The following is an 18,436-nucleotide window of genomic DNA, read 5'->3' as shown; positions in this document are numbered from 1 at the left end:
AGAGGTTCACAACCAACCGCGGCGTCTGAAGAAGGCGGCCACTGCCACCACGATCGCGAACATGACGCCGATGATGATCCAGAACGCGTGCGCGCCATGCTCCGCGGGCACGGGCACGTTCATCCCGAACACGCTGGCGATCAGCGTCAGCGGGAGGAAGATCAGCGAGATCGCGGTCAGGACGCGGAAGGTCTCGTTGGTGCGATGGGCGATCGCCGACTCGTTGGTCGACTCCAGGCCCTCGACGACCTCCTTGTAGTTCTCGAGCATGTCCCAGGCACGCTCGGAACCATCGATCAGGTCGTCGAAGTAGATGTCGAGGTCCTCGGCGATGTAGCGCGCCTTGTTGCGCTCGAGGTCGCGGAACGCCAGCCGCTGCGGGCGGACGATCTTGCGGAAGTTGATGATCTCCTGCTTGGCGTTTGAGATGTCGCGCACGACGTCGTCGCCCTCGCCCGTGAAGATCTCCTCCTCGATGCGCTCGAGCTTGTTGCCGATCTTGCCCAGCATCGGAAACGAGGCGTCGACGCAGTCATCGACGATCTTGTAGAGCAGGTAACCGGGGCCCTTGGAGAACAGCGATTCGCGCAGTTCCTCGTTGGTGCGGCAGCGCTCGAACAGGTAGTCGATCGTCTGCAGCGGCTCGTTGGGCAGCGTGATCAGGAAGTCGGGGCCGACGAACATGTCGACCTCCGCCGCGTTCAGGCGCGAGACGACCTTGTCGTAGCGCGGGAAGTGCAGCACGATGAACAGGTAGTCGTCGTACTCATCGACCTTCGGGCGCTGGTTGCGCGAGCGGACGTCCTCGTAGTCGAGGGCGTGGAAGTCGAAGTGCTCCTCGAGCCACGTCTGCTCGAGGGCGCGAGGGCGCTCGATGTTGATCCACCGCAGGCCGGGCGACTCGACGATGTCGACGCGCGGCTCGGTGCGTTCGGGGGTGACCTCAGCGGCGGCGCGACCGCGCCGACCGAATGGGCTCCGTGGCAGGCTCGGCATAGCCGGGACTGAGCGGATCGTCGGTGGGCGGCAACATGGCGGGGATTGTACTTCCCTCTCGGGAAAGTTCGCTACGCTTCCGATAGATAGCTGGACGCATCCAGAGGGGGGGAGGGATTGGCCCTATGAACCCCCGCCAACCTGCTCCCGGTCGCACGCCGGGAAGAAGGTGGCAATTCCATCAGGCTCCAACCAAGAAAAGCCTGGGAGATGCGGTTGGGGTCATTCCCGGTGCATCTCGCCGAACTCGAACCTCCACCGCACAGCCCGGGCGGAGGATCGAAATCCCATGCCGGCAGATGCCCTGAAGTGCAAGGAATGTCAGACCGCCTACCCCCTCGAGGCGCGCTTCGTCTGTGAGCGGTGCTTCGGCCCGCTCGAGGTGAGCTACTCGCTGCCCGAAGGCGACCCGGCGGCGCTCAAGCGCCGCATCCAGGCCGGGCCGCACACCATCTGGCGCTACGCGGACTTCCTGCCCCTGCAGGGCCCGGCGCGCAGCGCGCTGCCGACGGGCTGGACCCCGCTGGTCAAGGCCGACCGCCTGGCCGAGCGGCTCGGGCTCGGCGAGCTCTACATCAAGAACGAGACCGCGAACCCGACGCACTCCTTCAAGGACCGCGTCGTCTCCGTCGCGCTCGCCCGTGCACTCGAGCTCGGGTTCGACACGCTCGCGTGTGCGTCGACCGGCAACCTCGCGAACGCCGTCGCGGCGCACGCCGCGGCCGCCGGTCTGCCCGCCTACGTGTTGATCCCGTTCGACCTCGAGGAGCCGAAGATCCTGGCCACGGGCGCGTACGGCGCCCAGATCGTCGCCGTCCGCGGCAACTACGACGATGTCAACCGCCTCTGCACCGAGGTCTCGGGTGAGCGGCCGAACTGGGCGTTCGTGAACATCAACATGCGCCCCTACTACGCCGAGGGCTCCAAGACGCTCGCGTTCGAGACCGTCGAGCAGCTCGGCTGGGAGCTGCCGGACCGGATCGTCGGCCCGATCGCCTCCGGCTCGCAGTTCACCAAGATCGCGAGAGGCTTCCAGGAGTTCATCGACGCCGGCCTCGTCTCCGGCGAGGTGCCGAAGATGAACGGCGCCCAGGCCGAGGGCTGCTCGCCGGTCGCCAAGGCGTTCGCCGAGGGTCACGACGTCGTCCGCCCGGTCAAGCCGGACACGATCGCCAAGTCGCTGGCCATCGGCAACCCCGCCGACGGCCCGTACGCGATCGAGCTCGCCCGCCGGACCGGCGGCGGGATCGACGCCGTCACCGACGACGAGATCCGCGCGGGCGTCCGGCTGCTGGCCGAGACCACCGGCATCTTCACCGAGAGCGCCGGCGGCGTGACGATCGCGACGCTGGCCAAGCTGGCGGCCCGCGGCGACATCGGCCCCGACGAGCGCGTCGTGGCGATGGTCACCGGCGACGGCCTGAAGACGATCGACGTGGTCCGCGGCACGTTCGAGGTCACCGAGATCCCGGCCTCGATCGATGCCTTCGACTCCCACTTCGCCCCGGTGGCCGTCTGATGCCGGTCACGGTCAAGCTCCCCACGCAGCTGCGCGACGCGGCCGGCGGCGCCACGGCGGCTTCGGTTGACGGCGGCACGGTCGGCGAGGCGCTGAACAACCTCTACGAGCAGCACGGCGAGCTGCGCGAGCGGATCGCCGACGGTGACGGTGCCCTGCGCCGCTTCGTCAACGTCTATCTCAAGGGCGAGGACATCCGGTTCCTCGACGGCCTCGAGACGCCGGTGGCCGACGGCGACGAGGTCACGATCCTCCCGGCGGTGGCGGGCGGAGCATGACCCTGGCAACCCGCGGACGAGGGCCCACGCGCGTGGCCCAGGGACCCACGAACCGTCGGTGGCTCGCATGAGGCTCGACGAGCGCCTACGCGGCGGCGAGCCGATCGTCTCGTTCGAGTTCTTGCCGCCCCGGACCGTCGAGGCCGAGCTGGCCTTCTGGAGCGCGATCGAGGAGCTCGCGGCGCTGGAGCCCGCGTTCGTCTCCGTGACCTGCGGGGCGGGCGGCACGACCCGTGACCTGACGCTCGCGGTGGTCCGCCGGCTCGCCCGCGAGCGCGGCCTGGAGGCCGTCCCCCACGTCACCGCGACCGGCTTCACGCGCGAGGGTCTCGTCGAGCTGTTGGCCGAGGCGCGCGCCGGCGGCGCCAACAACGTCCTCGCCCTGCGCGGCGACCCGCCCCGCGGGCAGTCGACCTGGACCGCGCCCGAGGGCGGCGTCCAGAGCTCGCTGGAGCTGATCGCGCTCGCCGCCGAGGCGGGCTTCAGCGTGCTCGGCGCGGCCTATCCCGAGACGCATCGGGACTCGCGCGGGCAGGCCGCCGACCTCGCCCACCTGCGCGCGAAGGTCGACGCGGGCGTCAAGGTCCTCGTGACCCAGCTCTTCTTCGACAACGACGACTATCGCCGCTTCATCGACCGCGCCGCCCTCGACGTCCCGGTCCTGCCGGGCATCATCCCGGTCACCAGCATCAAGCAGATCGAGCATGTGGCGGCGCTGTGCGGCGCGCGCATCCCCACCGCCCTGCGCCGCGAGCTCGAGCGCCGCCAGGACGACCCGCGCGCCGTCGCCGAGCTCGGCGTCGCCTACGCCACGGCACAGGCGGCGGAGCTGCTGGCCGACGGCGCCCCCGGCGTGCACCTCTACACGCTCAACCGCTCCCCGGCCACCCGGGCGATCGTCTCCGCCCTGCGCGCCCACGGCTCGCTCCCGGCCGCCGTCATCGCCTAACCCGCCGAAAGGGTTCCGGTACTTTCCGCATTCTCATGAAGCGGACGCTCAAGCTCGCCGCGGAGGCACTCAAGCCGGCCAACCTGGCGAGAGGCCTCAGCGCGGCGCGCAACCCGCCGAGCCAGGCCGAGATCGACGCCGCGCTCGCACACGCGACGCCGGAGCACCGGGCGGCGTACCAGGCGCAGGTCGAGCACGCCGAGGCGGGCGCGCGGCTCGCCTACGAGGGCAATAGGGCGCGCGAGGAGGAGCGGCGCGCGCTCTACGGACCCGCCGGGGTCGCCGTGTACGGACCCGAGCTGCAGACGCCCGAGCAGCTGGCGGCGCAGAGCAACGGCGCCTCGTTCCGGTTCGCTCGCGTCGAGCTCGGCCGTCAGGCCAAGCAGTCGGCCCGCGACGTGCTCGGGCGCTCGTCCGTGCGGGAGATCGAGGACCCGCTGCAGCGAGCGCACGTCGCCGCGCACGAGCGCGCGGTGCGCGACGAGGCCCGCGCGCCCTACAACGCCCCGGAGCGCGTGCCGGTCCACATCAGCCGGCTGATGACCCGCGGCAAGACCCAGCTCGACGAGGTGCTCGCCTACGTGAACGGCAGCGGGCTCTCGCCCGACCGCATGTTCGGCGTCTACCGCGTCCCCGACCGGATCAGCCAGGCGCTCACGCCGCACTCCGAGAAGGGCCGGCCGGTCGAGTGGGACATCGTGCACTCCGATCCCGACGGCACGACGCCGCCGATCGTCGCCACGGCGTTCGCCGCCGACGACCACTGGGTGGCCAAGCGGGTCGGCGAGCCGTCGGTGCTCGACGAGGAGCTCGCCCTCGCGTACTGCGTGGGGGCCGGGATCGGCCCGGAGCAGTGCGCCGGCCTGGCGCGGATCTCGGAGTTCCGGTCGATCCAGAGCGGCGACGACCACATCAACCCCGTGTGCACGCTCGTGCGGGGCGTGGTCGCCCTGCATCCGCCGACCGGCCGCGACGACTTCGCGCGCATGCGCGCGGCCGCCCCGCTGTACCTGCACCCACCCGCCGACGTCCGCGTCGAAGTGCTCAACTGGGCCGCGATCGCCCGCGCCGTGCACACCCGCACGCTGCATCCGCCCGAGACGCCGTCGCCGTTCCCGTACCTGCCGAGCACGCCGCAGGAGCTGCTGCGGGCCTACCTGGAGATCGTCGGCCTGCACCCGCAGGACTGCTACAGCGCCCAGGCGACCGTCGACGGCGTGCACGGGCTCAGCGGCGCGCACTCCAACACCGGCCCCAAGCAGCCGTGCGTGGACGGCAAGGACCGGATGCGCGCCCACGGCTGCCGACAGCTGGTCTTCGTCTATCGCGACCGCCCGGAGTACGAGCAGGGCCGCGCACGCTGGGCCGCCTACCAGCACGAGCAGCTCCAGTCGCGGCTCGAACGCGGGACCGGCGCGCGGCGGCGGATCGAGTCCGACGAGCTCGGCGGGATGCTCGGCAAGGTCGCGCGCGCCGCCGAGCTGATCGATCGCCTGCACTGGGACAACTGGTTCGAAGGCGCCGAGGAGGACATCCCGCGGTACCGCTACTGCTGGCCTCCGCTGTCGTGATCGGCGACGTCACACCGGTCGGCTGGCGCGCCGGACCGACCCGCCGCAAGCGCGGGCCGCTGCGGATCATCGTCGGCCTCGCGCTGCTGATCGCCGGCGGCGTCGCGGTCGTGATCGGCATCACCGGCGCGGTCACCGCCCGCAGCGCGATCGAGGACAACGCCGTCGCCCGCGCGCCGCTCGGCCAGCCGACGAGCTTCCGCGCCGAGGCGGGTCAGCGCTACACCGTCTACGTGATCTTCAGCGGCGGCGTGTTCTCGAACACCGACCGCCAGGAGCAGATCATCGCCCGCACGGCGTGCGAGACCTCCAGCGGCGCGCAGTTCCGCGGGGCGTTTCAGGGCTCGAGCGTCACGCTCGGCAGCGCTTCGACCGTCGGCCGCTTCACCGCGCCCGGGGGAGAGATCTCCGTCAACTGCGCCGGCCCGAGCACCGACGCCTACGTCGTGACCCCTGGCGGCACCGGGATCTTCCGCAGCATCATCGAGATCATCGCCGGCGCCTTCGGGGCCGTCGGCGGGCTGCTGTTGCTTATCTGGGGCCTGATCGGTCGTCGCGTGCCGGCGTGACGACGAAGTCGTCGGCGCTGACCAGGTCCAGCGCGAGCGCCCGTTCCCAGCAGTCGGCCAGCGCCTCCATGCTCTCGGCCACGAGCCGCTCGTACTGACTGACGATCTCCGCGCGGAACTCGGCCTGCCGGCGATCGAGCTCCCGCATGTCGGCGCGCGTGTGCGGCGCCTTCAGCCAGGTCATGCAATCCGGGCAGCGCAACTCGACGACGACCACGTCGGACCCCTTGGCCTCGCAGCGCAGTGGTTGCAGGAAGGTCGACCCGCAGCGCGGGCACATGGTCATCGCGGCCACGAACGCGAACCTACGCGCCGCCTCGGACAGAAGAGCGGGTTGTGCCCCCTGTATCACGCGGTCGATAACCGTGCTCAGGAGGTACCAATGGACAACCCCATTCGCACAGACGGCCCGGACCCGCTCGACACCCATGAGGAAGGCCGCGTCGCCGGCCTCACCGGCATGAGTGCCGACGCGGCCAAGACGTTCCTGGACTTCCATACCGGCCTGCGCTGGCTGCACATTCGCGACCAGCAGGAAGGCTAGGGAAGGTCCATCGAGAGGACCTGGCCGTGCCACCCGCGCACGGTGAAGGTCCCGCTGCGATGGAAGCCCTGACGCTCGTACCACGCGACCAGAGACGGCGCACCCGCCCAACAATCGACCCGCAACAGCGGGATCCCGGCGGTCCGTGTCTCTTTGATCGCGCGGTGCAGCAACTCGCCGCCGATGTCGCGCCCCGCGTGGGCGCGTGAGGTGACCAGCGCCTCGACGTAGCGCTCGGCGCGGTCCGCGGGGGAGACGTGATCCGGCCGGGCGCCGATCACGATCGCCCCGACCACCTGCTCGTCCTCGCAGGCGAGCCGCAACCCGCCGCCCGCGGCCCACTCGGCGGCCCGCGCCACCCGCGCCTGTACAGCCGAGAACGGCTCCGTGCCCCACTGCCCGGTCTGCCCCCGGGCCACGAGCCAGCGCACCGCCTCGTCGAACAGCGCCAGCACCGCCGGCGCATCGTTCGGTGTGCCCTCGCGAATCCTCATTCGGCAAGTCCCGGCGGGGGAATGCGCTCCTGCAGCGTCGCGACGAGGTCCCGTGGGTCGTGGATGACCAGGTCGGCGCCGAACTCGAGCGCGGCCGCGCTCGTCTCGGCCGTCCAGAACTGCCCGCCGGCGACGATGCACGGGCGCGGGTTCAGCGCCGCGACCGCGCCGAAGAGCTCGACCACACCATGCAGGACGCTCGCCGTCGCGGTCGAGAGCGCGACGACCTCGGGTTGCTCGGACTCCACGAGCTCCGCGACGTCGTGGGCGGGTGCGCCGGGGCCGAGCAGCAGGACCTCCCAGCCGTCGGCCTCGAGGAAGTCGGCGACCATCCGCGTCCCGAGCTCGTGCAACTCGTCGGGCGTCCCCGAAACGACCGCGAGGCGCCCGTCCTTCGGCGCGCGCGGCACGCGCCGCGACAGCCCGTCGAGGATCGAGCGGGCGACGGCGGTCGCGTAATGCTCCTCCGCGACGTTGAGCGTGCCCATCGCCCAGCGGTGCCCGACCTCGCGCAGCGCCGGCTGCAGCAGCTCGAGGTAGACGTCCGGGATCGGAACGCCGGCGTCCAGCGCCGCCTGGACCGCGAGCCGCGCCCGCGCGGAGTCACGCGCCAGCAGGCCCTCCAGGAATGCGTCGCGGTGCTCGTCCAGGCTCACCGACGCTGAGGATGCCAAGAACCCTGGACGTACGGCGCGTAGTAGTACGCCGGAAGGAGGCGTAGCGTGTGACTATGGCCCAGGAAAAGACAGAAGAGCGGGCGGAAACCGACGTAACCAGCTCCGCCAATGGCGACGCCGGCCGCCAGATCGCCTACATCACCGGGATGAGCGCGGACGCCGCGGCGACCTTCGCGGCCTTCCATTCCGGGCGGTTCGCACAGCGAGCGGCGTTCAAGGACGCGTAGGGCGCCCCGCGACGAATCGCGGAGCGCCCTAGCGAACCGCGTCTAGCGCGCCGTGTAGGTGCGGCTCTTGGCGGAGCCGAGCTTGACGACGACCTTCGGTGCCTTCTTGAGCTTCTTCGAGGACCGCAGGCGGACCTTGACCTTGCCCTTGCCGCTGACCTTCGTGGCCTTCTTCGTGCCCGCGAGGCGCACGGTGCCCTTGAGGGCGGCCTTGGACGCCGCCGGCGGGATGGCGGTGATCGTGCAGACGACGGACTTGCCGTCCGCCGCCAGATCGCAGGTCACGCGGACGTTGGGGGCATCGCCCTTGTCGCCCTTGTCACCCTTCGGGCCGGCCGGACCCACGGGGCCGGTCGCGCCAGTGGCACCCGTGGCGCCGGTCGCGCCAGGCGCGCCGTTGGTCCCATTCGTACCGTTGGCGCCCGCGGGACCGGTCGCGCCGGTGTCGCCCTTGTCGCCCTTCGCTCCGGCGGCCGCGGAGACGTAGAGGCCGTTCTTGGGCGTCGAGTCACCCTCGCCGTCGGCGTTGCCGGCGTAGACCCGAGCGGTGATCAGGTGGCCGAGGTCGGCCGCCACCAGCGTGTAGGTCACCTTGTCGGCGCCGCTGATGACGTCACCGTCGCGGTACCAGACGTACCGGGTGCTCGTCGGCGTGTTGATGAACGCGATGTTCGTCAGCGTCAGCGTCGAGCCGACGGTCGGGGTGCCGGTCAGGACCGGCAGGCCGACCGCGATCGGCGTCTGCGCGATCGCCGCGGCGGACACGACGCGCACCTGGCGGGTGATCGTCTTGACGTTGCCGGCCTTGTCCTCGGCCTCGGCCTTGAACGTGATGACCGAGTTCGCCGCGGCGTTGGACGGGACGTAGTAGCGGAACTGGAACGGGAAGGAGCGCTTGGCCTTCACGAGCGTGTCGTTCGCGTACAGGCGCACCTCCTTGATGTCCCCGCGGTCGTCGTAGCCCTTGACCTCGAGGTCGACCGGGTCGATCGCCGTGACCTCCTTGAGCTCGAGCGGGTAGGTGAAGTCGACCACCGGGGCGGTCGTGTCCGGCGTGGCCGGCAGCAGGTAGCCGAACGCCTTGGAGACCAGCGCCTCGCGGGTGGACTGGTCGACCTGCTCGAGGCCGAAGCCGAACGCCACCGTGTCACGCGTGGAGATCGCGACGCCGCCGTTGGCGGTCTGGGCCGGCGTCGTCTGCGAGTCCAGCTCGGCCTTCTCCTGGCGCAGCGGCTGCTGCAGGGAGGGGCTGGAGAGCACGCTCGTGAACGTCCGCAGGCGGGTGATCGACTTCGCGCGCGGGGTGGCGTTGCCGTCGAGGTCCTGCGTCGGGTCGTTGCCCGCCGCGGTGTCGACGGTGAACGGCGCCACGCCGGCGAAGATCGAGTTCGCCGTCGGCGCGATCGGCGCGGTGTTGTACGTCGTCGAGCCGGCCCCGCCCGTGCGCGAGCCGACGCCGAAGAAGTACTGCTCGATGTCGTTGTTGACCTGGTGCTGGCGGATGAACGCCGAGCCGGGCCGGTTGTCGTCGCCGAGGTTGTCGGCCGGGTAGTTGAACCCGTAGAACGGGTCGGGGTTGAACTGGTAGCCCGAGTAGGCGGTCGCGCTGGTGCTCGAGCTGGCGAACGTCTGGTGGGCGTTGCGGCCGTCGATGACGATCTTGCCGCCTTCGTTGAGGTAGTCGCGGAGGTTGAACCAGCCCTTGGCGCCCCACTGGCTGATCAGCGTGTCGCCGGTCAGCGTCGTCGCGTTCGAGAGGCGGCGGTAGTTCGTCAGGCCCGGATCCTGCGGGACGAGGTCGTCGCCCGTGTAGTACAGGACGCCGTCGAAGTGCGAGAGCACGCCGAGGAACGTCGGGTACTTGATCGTGCCGGGAGGCGCGTCGATGTTGTAGGTGTCGACCTCGTAGCCGGCCGCCTTCAGGGCGTCGACGTGCTGCGCGAGGTAGCGCGGCGCGGTGGCGTAGGGCGTCTTGTTCGGCGCCGTGCCGGTGTAGTCCTCGGCCGCGACGACGAGGATCCGCTTCTTGGTCTTGTCCTGCGGGGTGGAGACGACCTTGTAGGTGAAGACCTGCTCCTGGCCGCCGGCGCGGACGGTGATGGTGACGGTGTCACCGGTGATCACCGGGCGCGGGTTGGCGTTGGTCCCCGTCGTGCTGGTGGGCGGGAACGAGGCGGGCACGGTCGCCCGCACGCGCTGGAAGTACTTCCCGGGGACGTCGCCGTAGCGCTCGCCGCCCTGGTAGAGCGCACCGCGCAGGTACAGCGTCTGGTTGCGGCCGCCCGGGCCGGAGACCGAGGCCTGGAAGTCGGTCGGGCCGAGATCCTTGCGCACGATGGCCTCGACCTGCTGGTCGCCGCCGTAGGAGACGTCGAACACGGTCGGCTCGATGTCGAGCGTGGCCTTGACCTTGTAGCGGCTGGCGTCGTCGAAGAAGTTGCGCGGGCGGTCGAAGTCGTCGCCGGCGGCGCTCCACGCGAGGTTCAGCGCGAGCGGGAGGTTCTTCTCGAAGACGGCGTTGACCTTGTCCTCATCGTCCGGGAAGACGAACGAGGACGCGCTCGAGCCGCCGGTCTGGGCGGTGTCGAGCTCGGGGGTGAAGCCGATCGTGCCGAACTGGAAGTAAGCCCAGTCGACGGTCTCGCCGTGCGTGACGTAGAGGTCCGACGCCTGGTCGGGCTGGTACGGGTCCACCGCGGCGTCGCCGTCGGTGCCGGTCAGCGAGCGGGCCAGCGTGTTGTCGTCCGCCGGGCGGTTGGTGATGAAGCCGAAGGAGCTGTTGAGCAGCTGGGCGGCCGAGTGGTAGTTGAGGTTCGCGATCGGCTTGATGCGGCGCAGCAGCCGGTCGTAGGCGAAGTTCTCGGGCTCCGAGTTGGCGTACGGGCCGCGGTAGTCCTCGTTGCCGGGGTTCGCGCTCGAGCCCTCCTCGTCCAGCGCCCACTGCTCCGGGAAGTTGCGGTTGGGGTCGACGCCGTCGCCCTGGTCGCCGTAGATCCCGTTGGCGTTGTTGTCGCGCAGGGTCTTGCGCCACAGGCGGTTGGAGTTCGCGTCGCCGGGGCCGCAGACCTTGGTCGCGGTGCCGGTGCCGCAGGTGAACGTGTAGTCGTAGCCGTCCGGGTTCTGGACGGGCAGGAACCACAGCTCGGTCTTCTTGAGGATCTCCTGCACGCGGACGTCGTCCTGGTGGTTGAGGATCCAGTGCGCCTCGCGGCGGACGACCTCGGGCGTGATCCACTCGCGGGCGTGGTTGGTGGCGCCGTAGAGGATCGCCGGCCGCGTGCCGTCGGGCGTGTTGCGGGCGTTGGAGGTGATCTTGATCGTCAGGATCGGCTTGCCGAGCATCGACTTGCCGATCTCGACCAGCTTCACGACGTCCGGGTAGTCACGGGCGAGGCCGCGCAGCTCGTCGGCGATGCCGCCGGGCTCGGAGTAGCTGCGGTAGACGTCGTAGTACGGGTTGGGGCTGTCGCCGCCCGTGGCGCGCGCGGCCTTCGGCCCGAGCTTGGGCAGGGTGACCTCGGTCAGATCGAAGCCCTCGTCTTCGAGCTTGGCCGCCTGCGACGGGAAGAGGTCGAGATTCAGGTGCTGCTCGGCGGACTTGCCGTCGTACCCGGCGTGGTCGAGCTCGGTGCCGGTCTGGTCCTGGATCAACTGTGCCTCCTCCAGCGACACAGTCGTCTGATACGGCGTTACGTGCTCCTCGGTCGAAGCGAGCGCTGGACTCGCGGCGAGCAGCACGAAACCTGCGGACAGCGCGAAAACGCGTCTGCGCAACATGTTCCCCCTCAAGGTGCTGAAATGGACGTTCTAGTCCGGCAGGCTACGTAAACCTGATCGGAATACAGGTAATTAGGCGTGGAGGTCGCTCAACACCGCGACTAGGGGGATCCCCGATGCGCCTCGGCCAGGGCGGCCGTAGCTTCGGCGACATGCTCTCCGCCCTCCGTCTTGCGTTGCTGACTCTGGCCGTGTTCCTCTCGGGTGCCGTGGCGGCGGAGGCGTCTTCGCTTTCAGTGGCCGTTCCGCCCGAGGGCCAGGTGGCCGTCGCGGTTGGTGCCGGCGGGAAGTCGGTGAAGGTGCGGTCGGCACCGGCGGGTGTGACGGTGGCGGGCGGCGTGGGGAAGGGGCGGCTCGCGGTGGCGGTCATCCGCCCGCGCGGCGTGGCGGCGGGCGGGAAGGTCGTGTTGACCGTGGGCGGCAAGGTCAAGGGGCTCAAGACGTTCCCGAAGGCGCTGGACGGCGGCGGCAAGCCGGTCGCGTGCGGCGACCTCGGCGCCCTGTTGGGCAAGCGCCTGAAGGGCAAGGCGGACGTCAAGGCGCTCGGCCCGGTGCTGGCGGCGAAGCTGTGCGGCAAGGCGGCGCCGGCGGGCGCGGCGGACGTGCTCGCCCGGCTCGGCCTCGGTCCCGCGGTGTCGCTGCCGGCACCAGGCGCTGCCGCTCCGGCCCCGGGTGGTGGCGGCGCGATCTCCCGCCCGGGCAGCGCCCCTGGGCGGCCCGCGGCGACCCCGACGCCCACGCCGACTCCCGGAACAGGCGGCAAGAAGGCGTGCGCCGACGGCGTCGACAACGACGGCGACGGCCAGACCGACTGGGAGGACCCGGGCTGCTCGGATGCGGGGGACACGTCCGAGAACTCCGAGGTGCCCGCGTCGGCCGAGTGCGCGGCGAGTTCCGGTCTGGGCATGGTGGACGATCCCACCGAGATCAACGTCGGGATCAACCCGGGCTGCGGGACCTTCTATGAGGCCGAGATTCAGGTCGCTCCGGGGGTCGCCGCCTGCCTGATGGCCAACAACGGCTTCGATTGCGAGGTGTCGGACCCGTTCGGTGTGGCGTCGTTGAAGGACGGCGAGCGCGACGGCGTCGACATGACGCTGCAGCTCAAGGGCCCGGTCGACTGCGCGAAGCGGGCGACGATCGCGCTCTACAAGCTCGACGGCACGGTCACCAAGTTGCAGGAGCCGGTCGGTAACTGCGCGACGCTCCCGCCGCCCGCGCCCAAGTGCAACAACGGCAAGGACGACGACGGCGACGGCCTCGTCGACTCCCGCGACTCGGCGGGCACGACCGATCCCGACCCCGGCTGCAGCGGCGTCGCGGACACGACCGAGAACTCCGAGGTGCCGACGCCCGCGTCCTGCGAGGTCACCGTGGGCCTGTTCGGCGGCGACGTGCGCTTCGCCGGGCTGTCGACGTCAGGCTGCGGCGTGCTCAAGGGCGTCTGGTTCCGCCCGCCGGGGACGCCGACCGACTGCCTGTTCGCGTTCGGCGCCGACGACGCGCAGGCGTGCGGCGTCAAGGCCGGGACCGCGGGCGCGACCTTCGCGCTCACCAACCAGGACGTCACGCTCGGGACGCATCTGGCCGCCGACGCGACCTGCCGCAAGGTCACGGTCGCGCTGATCCGCGAGAACGACTCCGTGATGGCCGACACCGTCGACTTCTGTGGCTAGAGGTAGATGGCGCGCCAGGCGTCCCACCACGTGTCCGCCGTCGCCTCGACGGTGCGCGGGTCGGTGACGGTGACGTTGGCGCGGTGGGCGAACGCGGCAGCATGCTCGGTGCTGCCCAGCTCGACCTCGATCGTGCAGGGCGCGCCGGGCGTGTAGATCGGTGCTGTGGCGACGTTCTCGACCGCTTCACGGGCGGCTTCCTCGAGCAGTTCGCGAGCACGGACGGGGGAGAGGTGGCGCGCCGAGAAGCGCCCGAGGCCGCGCTTGACCGCGAGCGTCTTCAGGCTCGGGCCGAGCAGCTCCGTGGCTTCGTCGCAGACGACGTCGTCGCCGGTGACGAGCGCGACCGGCGTGCCCCAGGTCCCGCACAGCGCGGCATTGATGCCCACCTCGCCGACCAGCGTGCCGTTGAAGCGCAGGTTGCGCCAGCTCGTTGAGCTGACCGTGTGCGAGAGCACGCCGCGCTCCGCTCCCGCGCGGGCGTGCTGGCCGACGAACAGCGCGACGTCGCAGCCCTGCTCGAGCAGCTCGGTGTACTCGGTCCACTCGTGCTGGACCACGAACTCGCACCGTGCGTCCAGCGACTCCGGGATCAGCGAGTTGAAGGACCAGTCGCCGCCGGCGCCGTGACAGTCCATCACCACGACCTCGGCCGCGCCGCCGGCGAACGCGCCGCGCACGGTCGCGTTGAGCTCTTCCGTGTAGAGGCGGCGCCCCTCCTCGTAGCCGGAGCGGCCCGCGCTGACCTGCTCCCACCGGCAGATGCCGGCGACGCCTTCCATGTCACTGATGATCAGGACGTTCACCGCCGTATTAGTACCTCGGCCGCGCGCCTGGCGCCGCCGACCTGATACCCATTGGGCGCGACGGAGGCCCTGGCGACCGCATGCCCGACACCATCTTCTGCCCGAACTGCGGCGAACGCATCAGCGCCCGCGCGCGGTTCTGCCCCTCCTGCGGCGCGAGCCAGGAGGAGTACGCGGTCGACGCCCCTCCGAAACCCGCCCCACCGCCGCCTTCGAGCGGTCTGTGGTCGGCAGGCGGGCCGGACGCACCACCGGTGCCACGCGTCGAGGAGCCGCCGGCCGAGCCGACGCGACGCGACCCCGAGCCGCCCACGCCCGCGCCACGCGCCGCGGAGCCGCCGGCCGAGCCGACGAGACCCGTCGCCGAGCCGCCGACGCCGCGCGCCGCGGCACCGCCGGCCGAGACACGCGACCCCGAGCCGCCGGCACCGGCTGACCCGCCGCCCATGCCCGGCGACGCTCCGGCGCCGCAAGCGGCCGCCGCCCCCGCGCGCGACGACGCGCCGCTCAGCGCCGATTCTCCGCCCCCGCGGGCGGCCGCGGAGTTCTCCGGGTTGATTCGCGAGCGGCTGGCATTGCCGGGGATGGTCGCCGCGGCGGTGGCGGCCGCGATCGCCGCCGGGATCGTGCTCGTCGCCGGGCTGGTGATCGCCGTCGTCGCGCCCGAGAACTCGATCATCGGCGCGGCCGGGATCGACACGACCGTGTTCAAGGAGATGTTCCGCCAGGCCGTCGGGACGCAGCTGACCGCGATGGTCGAGGAACCCGGGCTGCTCGTCTCCGGCACGCGCCGCATCCACCCGCTCGTGCTCGTCGCGATCCCCCTCGGCGCGCTGATCCTCGCGACCCGCTCGCAGCTCTACCGGACCGAGGGAGCGAGCCCGGTCGCGCGGCTCGGGTGGGCGAGCCTCGTGGCGGTCCCGTTCGCGGTCCTCATGCTCGTCTTCGCGCTGATCGGCGGCGCCAGCACGACGCGGATCTCTCCCTCGCCCGCCGGCGCGTTCGCTCTAGGGCTGCTGTGGGGCGCGCTCGGGGGGATGATCGGCGCCGCGACCAAGCTCCCGCTCGACACGCTCACCGCGCGGCTGCCGGAAAAGCCGACCCGCGCCGCGCTCGCCGCGCTCCGCCCGCTGGCGGTGGTGCTCGCGATCTGCACGGTCGTCGGCACCGCGGGCTGGCTGATCCAGGTGGGGCGCGACGCGGGCAGCGTGCGCCTCCAGCGCTCCGCTCCGACCGCGCTCGTCGAAGAGGCGCTGTTCGCCGGCGAGCACGGCATCAACCTGACCGCCCTCGCCGCCGGCGCGCGCTTCAGCGCAGACGGCGACGGCGCGCTCGGCCTGCCGTTCCCCGTCGCGGACGCCAACGACCTTCCCGGCCGGGGCGGCACGTTCCGGGTATTCGCGTACGCCGACGCGCTCCCCGCCGCGGTCTTCATCCCCGCGCTGATCCTGCTGATCGGCCTCGTCACGCTCGGCGCGCTCTACGCGGGCTTCGCCGCCGCTCGGGCCGTCGCCGCGAGCTCCCTCCAGAGCGCCGCGCTCTGGGGCGCACTGACCGGACCCGTGTGGGCGATCACGATGGCGTTCCTCGTCGTCCTCGCCGGCGGCCTGTTCCACGGCGACGCCGACGACACCTCGGTCTTCACCGTCTTCCTCCTCGGCGGCGCCCTGTTCGGTGCCGCCGGAGGCGCCCTCGCCGTCAGCGCTCAGGAGCCCGCTTCCTTCTCGTCCTGAGCGAGCCGGAAGACGAGCGTCTCGAGCGCCCACTTGGCCTGCGCGAGCGTCTCTTCGGCGGTCGTGATCAAGCTCTGGATCTCGCGGATCTGGTCCTGATAGCTCTTGCTACTGGGCACCATGAAAGGCAGACGCTACATACCTTGAGCATTTGGCGATAGGCCCCAAAGGGGCAGCGATCCGGCCAGGAATGAGAGGATGGCGCCCGCCATGGAAAGAGCGGTTCGCTGCCATCTGATCCGCGCGGCCGGCGCGCCGCCGATCATCGTGTGGGTCGTCGACGACAGCGCCGACGACGATCTCACCGCGGCCTTCGCGAGCGAGACCACCGTCCCGAGCCCGCGCTTCTGGGGCGTCTGGGGAGCGGGCAAGCAGGGCGACGCCGACGCCCTCGCCTTCCGCCTGATCGACCGCGACACCCACCGCGAGCGCACCTGGTGGCTCGACGCCTTCGGCCCACCGCTGCTCGGCGCGATCCTCGAGATCCCACACGTGGTCGTCCTCCAGCCACGCGAGATCGCGGACGCGCTCAAGCTCACCGACGCGACCTCCGCCGACGTCGTCGGCCTCCTCCGCTCACTCCGCGGCGGGCTGTTCGTCCGCGTCACCGAGCAGTCCGACCACGTCCGCGAACTGCACGGCCACAAGGTGATCGGAGGCTTCGAGGGTTACATCACCTACGAGTGACAGTTTGGCTCTACGAAGGCGGGCGGAAAGCGCCTTGACGCGTTTCGTGATTCACGCGCGGAGCGGCAACCGTCGCCCGGTCACGGAAGACGGCGCGGAATCGGTCGCGTGGGCTTGCGGCGTCCGTGCGCGTACAAGGCACCAGAGGTCTATGAGTTCGCCAACGGTGAGACGGTCCCGGCCAATCGTTGACGCGCTGTGTCCAGACCGGGCATCGACCGCACGATTGCACGCACGGCTTCGGCATCCTCTTGTTCGATGCAGCCATGCCACGAGCCGCGCCACGCGTCCTGGCTGCCTGGTCGGACACGCAAGTCAAGTTCCGCGAGGACGATCGCGTACGTCTCCTTGACCAACGCCTGTTCGCGCGGCGTGAGTTTGTCTTCGAGAGAGGTCATGCGAATTCCAAACGCTCGGCTTGGACGGACGACTGGGCCCCACTTCTCAGCGCGAGCACAGCTTCCACACGGCCCCGAATCCTAGGCCCGATCACACGCGACCGGAAAGGTTCCTAAACCATCAACGGGTGGGGTGACCGGGTAGCAGCCGAGCAGGATCGCTCGAGGCTACGGACTACAAACCGCGGAACTTTGCACATCCGCAGAAGATGGTGCGGTGGCCGGCAGGCTAAACCTTGATGACGAGGTTGAACTGCTCGCGCGTACGGGCGTAGCTCGCCGAATTCGCGCCGTTGAGATAGTCGATTTCGCCGCGAACCGTGTAGCGCCCGACACGCGTAGGAAAGCCGCCGATCACGGCCAACGCGGCGGTGGCAGTGGCACGGAGCAGTTGGCGGCTTCATCGAGATCAGAGTCGGAGTCGGAACACACGCGCAGCGGCCAGCAATCACGCGGCGCGCTCGCTCAGGGACTGCGGCGACGGGCGGCGAGTCGGAGGGCGAAGGAGCCTATGCCTGAAACGCCGAAGCCCGTACCGGCTGTGCTTGCCGTCTATGGCTCTAGACCGCACTTCCTTGACGCTTCCGGGTGTCGCCAGACGATGCGTGACGACGCGGGGTGAGAAACGCGCCCGGCAGGATTCGAACCTGCGACCTCGCGCTCCGGAGGCGCGCGCTCTATCCACTGAGCTACGGGCGCTCGGGTCCGGAAGCTTAGCGCTGGGTGGCCGTCGCGGTCGACGTTGAGCCCGAACGATCGCCCGCAAAAGGGGGGTGCGTAACGAGAACGTCCCCTGAGGAAGCTGTCGTTACGCACCCCCGCGCACCGAGCCCGTCGTGCGGCAAGCGCTGGCGGAAAGTCGGGCATGGGGCGGCGCGAACTGCCGTAGGCTCGAACCCATGAGACGTTCCGAGATCGCCGTGGCCGCTGTGATCGTCGTCGCGGGCGGGATCTTCGGCGCGCCCACGTGGATCGCGCTGGGCCTCGTGGCGCTGGCGCTCGCCCCGCGCCTGGCCTAGCTGCCGCGGCGGTGATCGTCGCGGTCATCTCCGACACGCACATGCCGCGCGGGCCGCGGCGGCTGCCGGACGCGTGCGTCGAGCGGCTGAGATCAGCTGACGCGATCCTGCACGCCGGGGACTTCATGACGGTCGAGGTCCTGCACCAGCTGCAGGCGCTCGGTCCGCCGGTGCACGCGGTGTGCGGGAATGTGGACAGCCGCGAGTTGATCCTCGGCCTGCCCGTGCAGCGTGTCGTCGCGTTCGAGGGAGTGAGGATCGGCATGGTCCACGACGCGGGACCGAGTGGCGGCCGCCTCGCCCGGATGCGCAACCGCTTCCCCGACGCGGACGCGGTCGTCTTCGGCCACAGTCACATCCCGCTGCACGAGGACCAGGACGGCTTCCAGATCTTCAATCCCGGCTCGCCCACCGAGCGCCGGCGGGCCCCGAAGCACACGATGGGCGTGGCGACGATCGACGGCGATTCGCTGACCTTCGAGCTGATCGCCCTTGACTGACAGCTATCGAAAGCTA

At 70.7% G+C, this 18,436-nt stretch carries 20 protein-coding genes, 1 tRNA gene and 1 riboswitch; of the genes, 11 read left to right on the top strand and 10 right to left on the bottom strand.

Features of this window, described 5'->3' with window-relative positions; translation table 11 throughout:
- Positions 1-6: 6 nt before the first annotated feature.
- Positions 7-996, bottom strand: coding sequence for a magnesium/cobalt transporter CorA (gene corA, locus OM076_RS25240; protein WP_270042868.1), 990 nt, complete (start codon positions 994-996; stop codon positions 7-9).
- Positions 997-1,089: 93 nt separating this feature from the next.
- A riboswitch (SAM riboswitch) is annotated at positions 1,090-1,213 on the top strand.
- A gap of 72 nt (positions 1,214-1,285) precedes the next feature.
- Between corA and thrC the strand changes: the two genes are divergently transcribed.
- From thrC to OM076_RS25215, 5 genes are all read left to right on the top strand, one after another.
- A complete protein-coding gene (thrC, locus tag OM076_RS25235) occupies positions 1,286-2,515 on the top strand; it encodes a threonine synthase (protein ID WP_270042867.1) in 1,230 nt (409 codons plus the stop codon).
- Positions 2,515-2,793 (top strand): ubiquitin-like small modifier protein 1, encoded by a 279-nt coding sequence (locus OM076_RS25230; RefSeq protein ID WP_270042866.1) that lies wholly within the window; start codon positions 2,515-2,517, stop codon positions 2,791-2,793. The genes thrC and OM076_RS25230 overlap by 1 nt, the downstream gene beginning before the upstream one ends.
- 67 nt (positions 2,794-2,860) lie before the next feature.
- Complete coding sequence (locus OM076_RS25225) at positions 2,861-3,742, top strand: methylenetetrahydrofolate reductase (RefSeq protein WP_270042865.1); 882 nt, start codon at positions 2,861-2,863, stop codon at positions 3,740-3,742.
- Positions 3,743-3,777: 35 nt separating this feature from the next.
- A complete protein-coding gene (locus OM076_RS25220; RefSeq protein WP_270042864.1) occupies positions 3,778-5,313 on the top strand; it encodes a hypothetical protein in 1,536 nt (511 codons plus the stop codon).
- Positions 5,310-5,882: a hypothetical protein gene (locus OM076_RS25215; protein ID WP_270042863.1), complete on the top strand. Its 573-nt coding sequence runs from the start codon at positions 5,310-5,312 to the stop codon at positions 5,880-5,882. The genes OM076_RS25220 and OM076_RS25215 overlap by 4 nt, the downstream gene beginning before the upstream one ends.
- Here OM076_RS25215 and OM076_RS25210 read toward each other — a convergent pair.
- Positions 5,845-6,177, bottom strand: a complete 333-nt coding sequence (locus OM076_RS25210) for a hypothetical protein (RefSeq protein ID WP_270042862.1) — start codon at positions 6,175-6,177, stop codon at positions 5,845-5,847. The genes OM076_RS25215 and OM076_RS25210 overlap by 38 nt on opposite strands.
- A gap of 87 nt (positions 6,178-6,264) precedes the next feature.
- On the opposite strand from OM076_RS25210, the gene OM076_RS25205 reads away from it, so the two are divergent.
- Positions 6,265-6,426, top strand: a complete 162-nt coding sequence (locus tag OM076_RS25205) for a hypothetical protein (RefSeq protein WP_270042861.1) — start codon at positions 6,265-6,267, stop codon at positions 6,424-6,426.
- Here the strand turns inward: OM076_RS25205 and OM076_RS25200 are convergent.
- Positions 6,423-6,920, bottom strand: a complete 498-nt coding sequence (locus OM076_RS25200; RefSeq protein ID WP_270042860.1) for a GNAT family N-acetyltransferase — start codon at positions 6,918-6,920, stop codon at positions 6,423-6,425. The genes OM076_RS25205 and OM076_RS25200 overlap by 4 nt on opposite strands.
- Positions 6,917-7,576 carry a cobalamin B12-binding domain-containing protein gene (locus OM076_RS25195; RefSeq protein ID WP_270042859.1) on the bottom strand — a complete coding sequence of 220 codons (660 nt, stop codon included), beginning with the start codon at positions 7,574-7,576 and terminating at the stop codon, positions 6,917-6,919. Before OM076_RS25195 ends, OM076_RS25200 begins: the two co-directional genes overlap by 4 nt.
- Before the next feature lie 74 nt (positions 7,577-7,650).
- Here OM076_RS25195 and OM076_RS25190 point away from each other — a divergent pair, with 74 nt between their 5' ends.
- Positions 7,651-7,824 carry a hypothetical protein gene (locus OM076_RS25190; protein WP_270042858.1) on the top strand — a complete coding sequence of 58 codons (174 nt, stop codon included), beginning with the start codon at positions 7,651-7,653 and terminating at the stop codon, positions 7,822-7,824.
- A gap of 42 nt (positions 7,825-7,866) precedes the next feature.
- Here the strand turns inward: OM076_RS25190 and OM076_RS25185 are convergent, their stop codons facing one another.
- Positions 7,867-11,601, bottom strand: a complete 3,735-nt coding sequence (locus OM076_RS25185) for a M14 family zinc carboxypeptidase (RefSeq protein ID WP_270042857.1) — start codon at positions 11,599-11,601, stop codon at positions 7,867-7,869.
- Positions 11,602-11,753: 152 nt separating this feature from the next.
- On the opposite strand from OM076_RS25185, the gene OM076_RS25180 reads away from it, so the two are divergent.
- Positions 11,754-13,277 (top strand): hypothetical protein, encoded by a 1,524-nt coding sequence (locus tag OM076_RS25180; RefSeq protein ID WP_270042856.1) that lies wholly within the window; start codon positions 11,754-11,756, stop codon positions 13,275-13,277.
- Here OM076_RS25180 and OM076_RS25175 read toward each other — a convergent pair.
- Positions 13,274-14,083 carry a M55 family metallopeptidase gene (locus tag OM076_RS25175; protein WP_270042855.1) on the bottom strand — a complete coding sequence of 270 codons (810 nt, stop codon included), beginning with the start codon at positions 14,081-14,083 and terminating at the stop codon, positions 13,274-13,276. The two genes, OM076_RS25180 and OM076_RS25175, sit on opposite strands and share 4 nt — an antisense overlap.
- Before the next feature lie 80 nt (positions 14,084-14,163).
- Here OM076_RS25175 and OM076_RS25170 point away from each other — a divergent pair, with 80 nt between their 5' ends.
- Positions 14,164-15,816, top strand: coding sequence for a zinc ribbon domain-containing protein (locus OM076_RS25170; protein ID WP_270042854.1), 1,653 nt, complete (start codon positions 14,164-14,166; stop codon positions 15,814-15,816).
- Here the strand turns inward: OM076_RS25170 and OM076_RS25165 are convergent.
- On the bottom strand, positions 15,789-15,938 hold the full coding sequence (locus tag OM076_RS25165; protein ID WP_270042853.1) for a hypothetical protein: 150 nt from the start codon (positions 15,936-15,938) through the stop codon (positions 15,789-15,791). The genes OM076_RS25170 and OM076_RS25165 overlap by 28 nt on opposite strands.
- An 88-nt stretch (positions 15,939-16,026) precedes the next feature.
- On the opposite strand from OM076_RS25165, the gene OM076_RS25160 reads away from it, so the two are divergent.
- Complete coding sequence (locus tag OM076_RS25160) at positions 16,027-16,503, top strand: hypothetical protein (RefSeq protein ID WP_270042852.1); 477 nt, start codon at positions 16,027-16,029, stop codon at positions 16,501-16,503.
- Between the two features lie 149 nt (positions 16,504-16,652).
- On the opposite strand, the gene OM076_RS25155 is transcribed toward OM076_RS25160, so the two are convergent.
- From OM076_RS25155 to OM076_RS25145, 3 genes are all read right to left on the bottom strand, one after another.
- Positions 16,653-16,901, bottom strand: coding sequence for a hypothetical protein (locus OM076_RS25155; protein ID WP_270042851.1), 249 nt, complete (start codon positions 16,899-16,901; stop codon positions 16,653-16,655).
- A 229-nt stretch (positions 16,902-17,130) separates the two neighbouring features.
- Entirely contained in the window at positions 17,131-17,265 is a 135-nt protein-coding gene (locus tag OM076_RS25150) for a hypothetical protein (RefSeq protein WP_270042850.1), read from the bottom strand.
- A 262-nt stretch (positions 17,266-17,527) separates the two neighbouring features.
- Positions 17,528-17,600 (bottom strand) — tRNA-Arg (locus tag OM076_RS25145).
- 331 nt (positions 17,601-17,931) lie between these two features.
- On the opposite strand from OM076_RS25145, the gene OM076_RS25140 reads away from it, so the two are divergent.
- Positions 17,932-18,420, top strand: coding sequence for a metallophosphoesterase family protein (locus OM076_RS25140; protein WP_270042849.1), 489 nt, complete (start codon positions 17,932-17,934; stop codon positions 18,418-18,420).
- Positions 18,421-18,436 lie beyond the last annotated feature (16 nt).

The organism is Solirubrobacter ginsenosidimutans (assembly GCF_027587205.1).
Note: the sequence above shows the minus strand (reverse complement) of the source record. Positions and strands in the feature narration are given on the sequence as shown.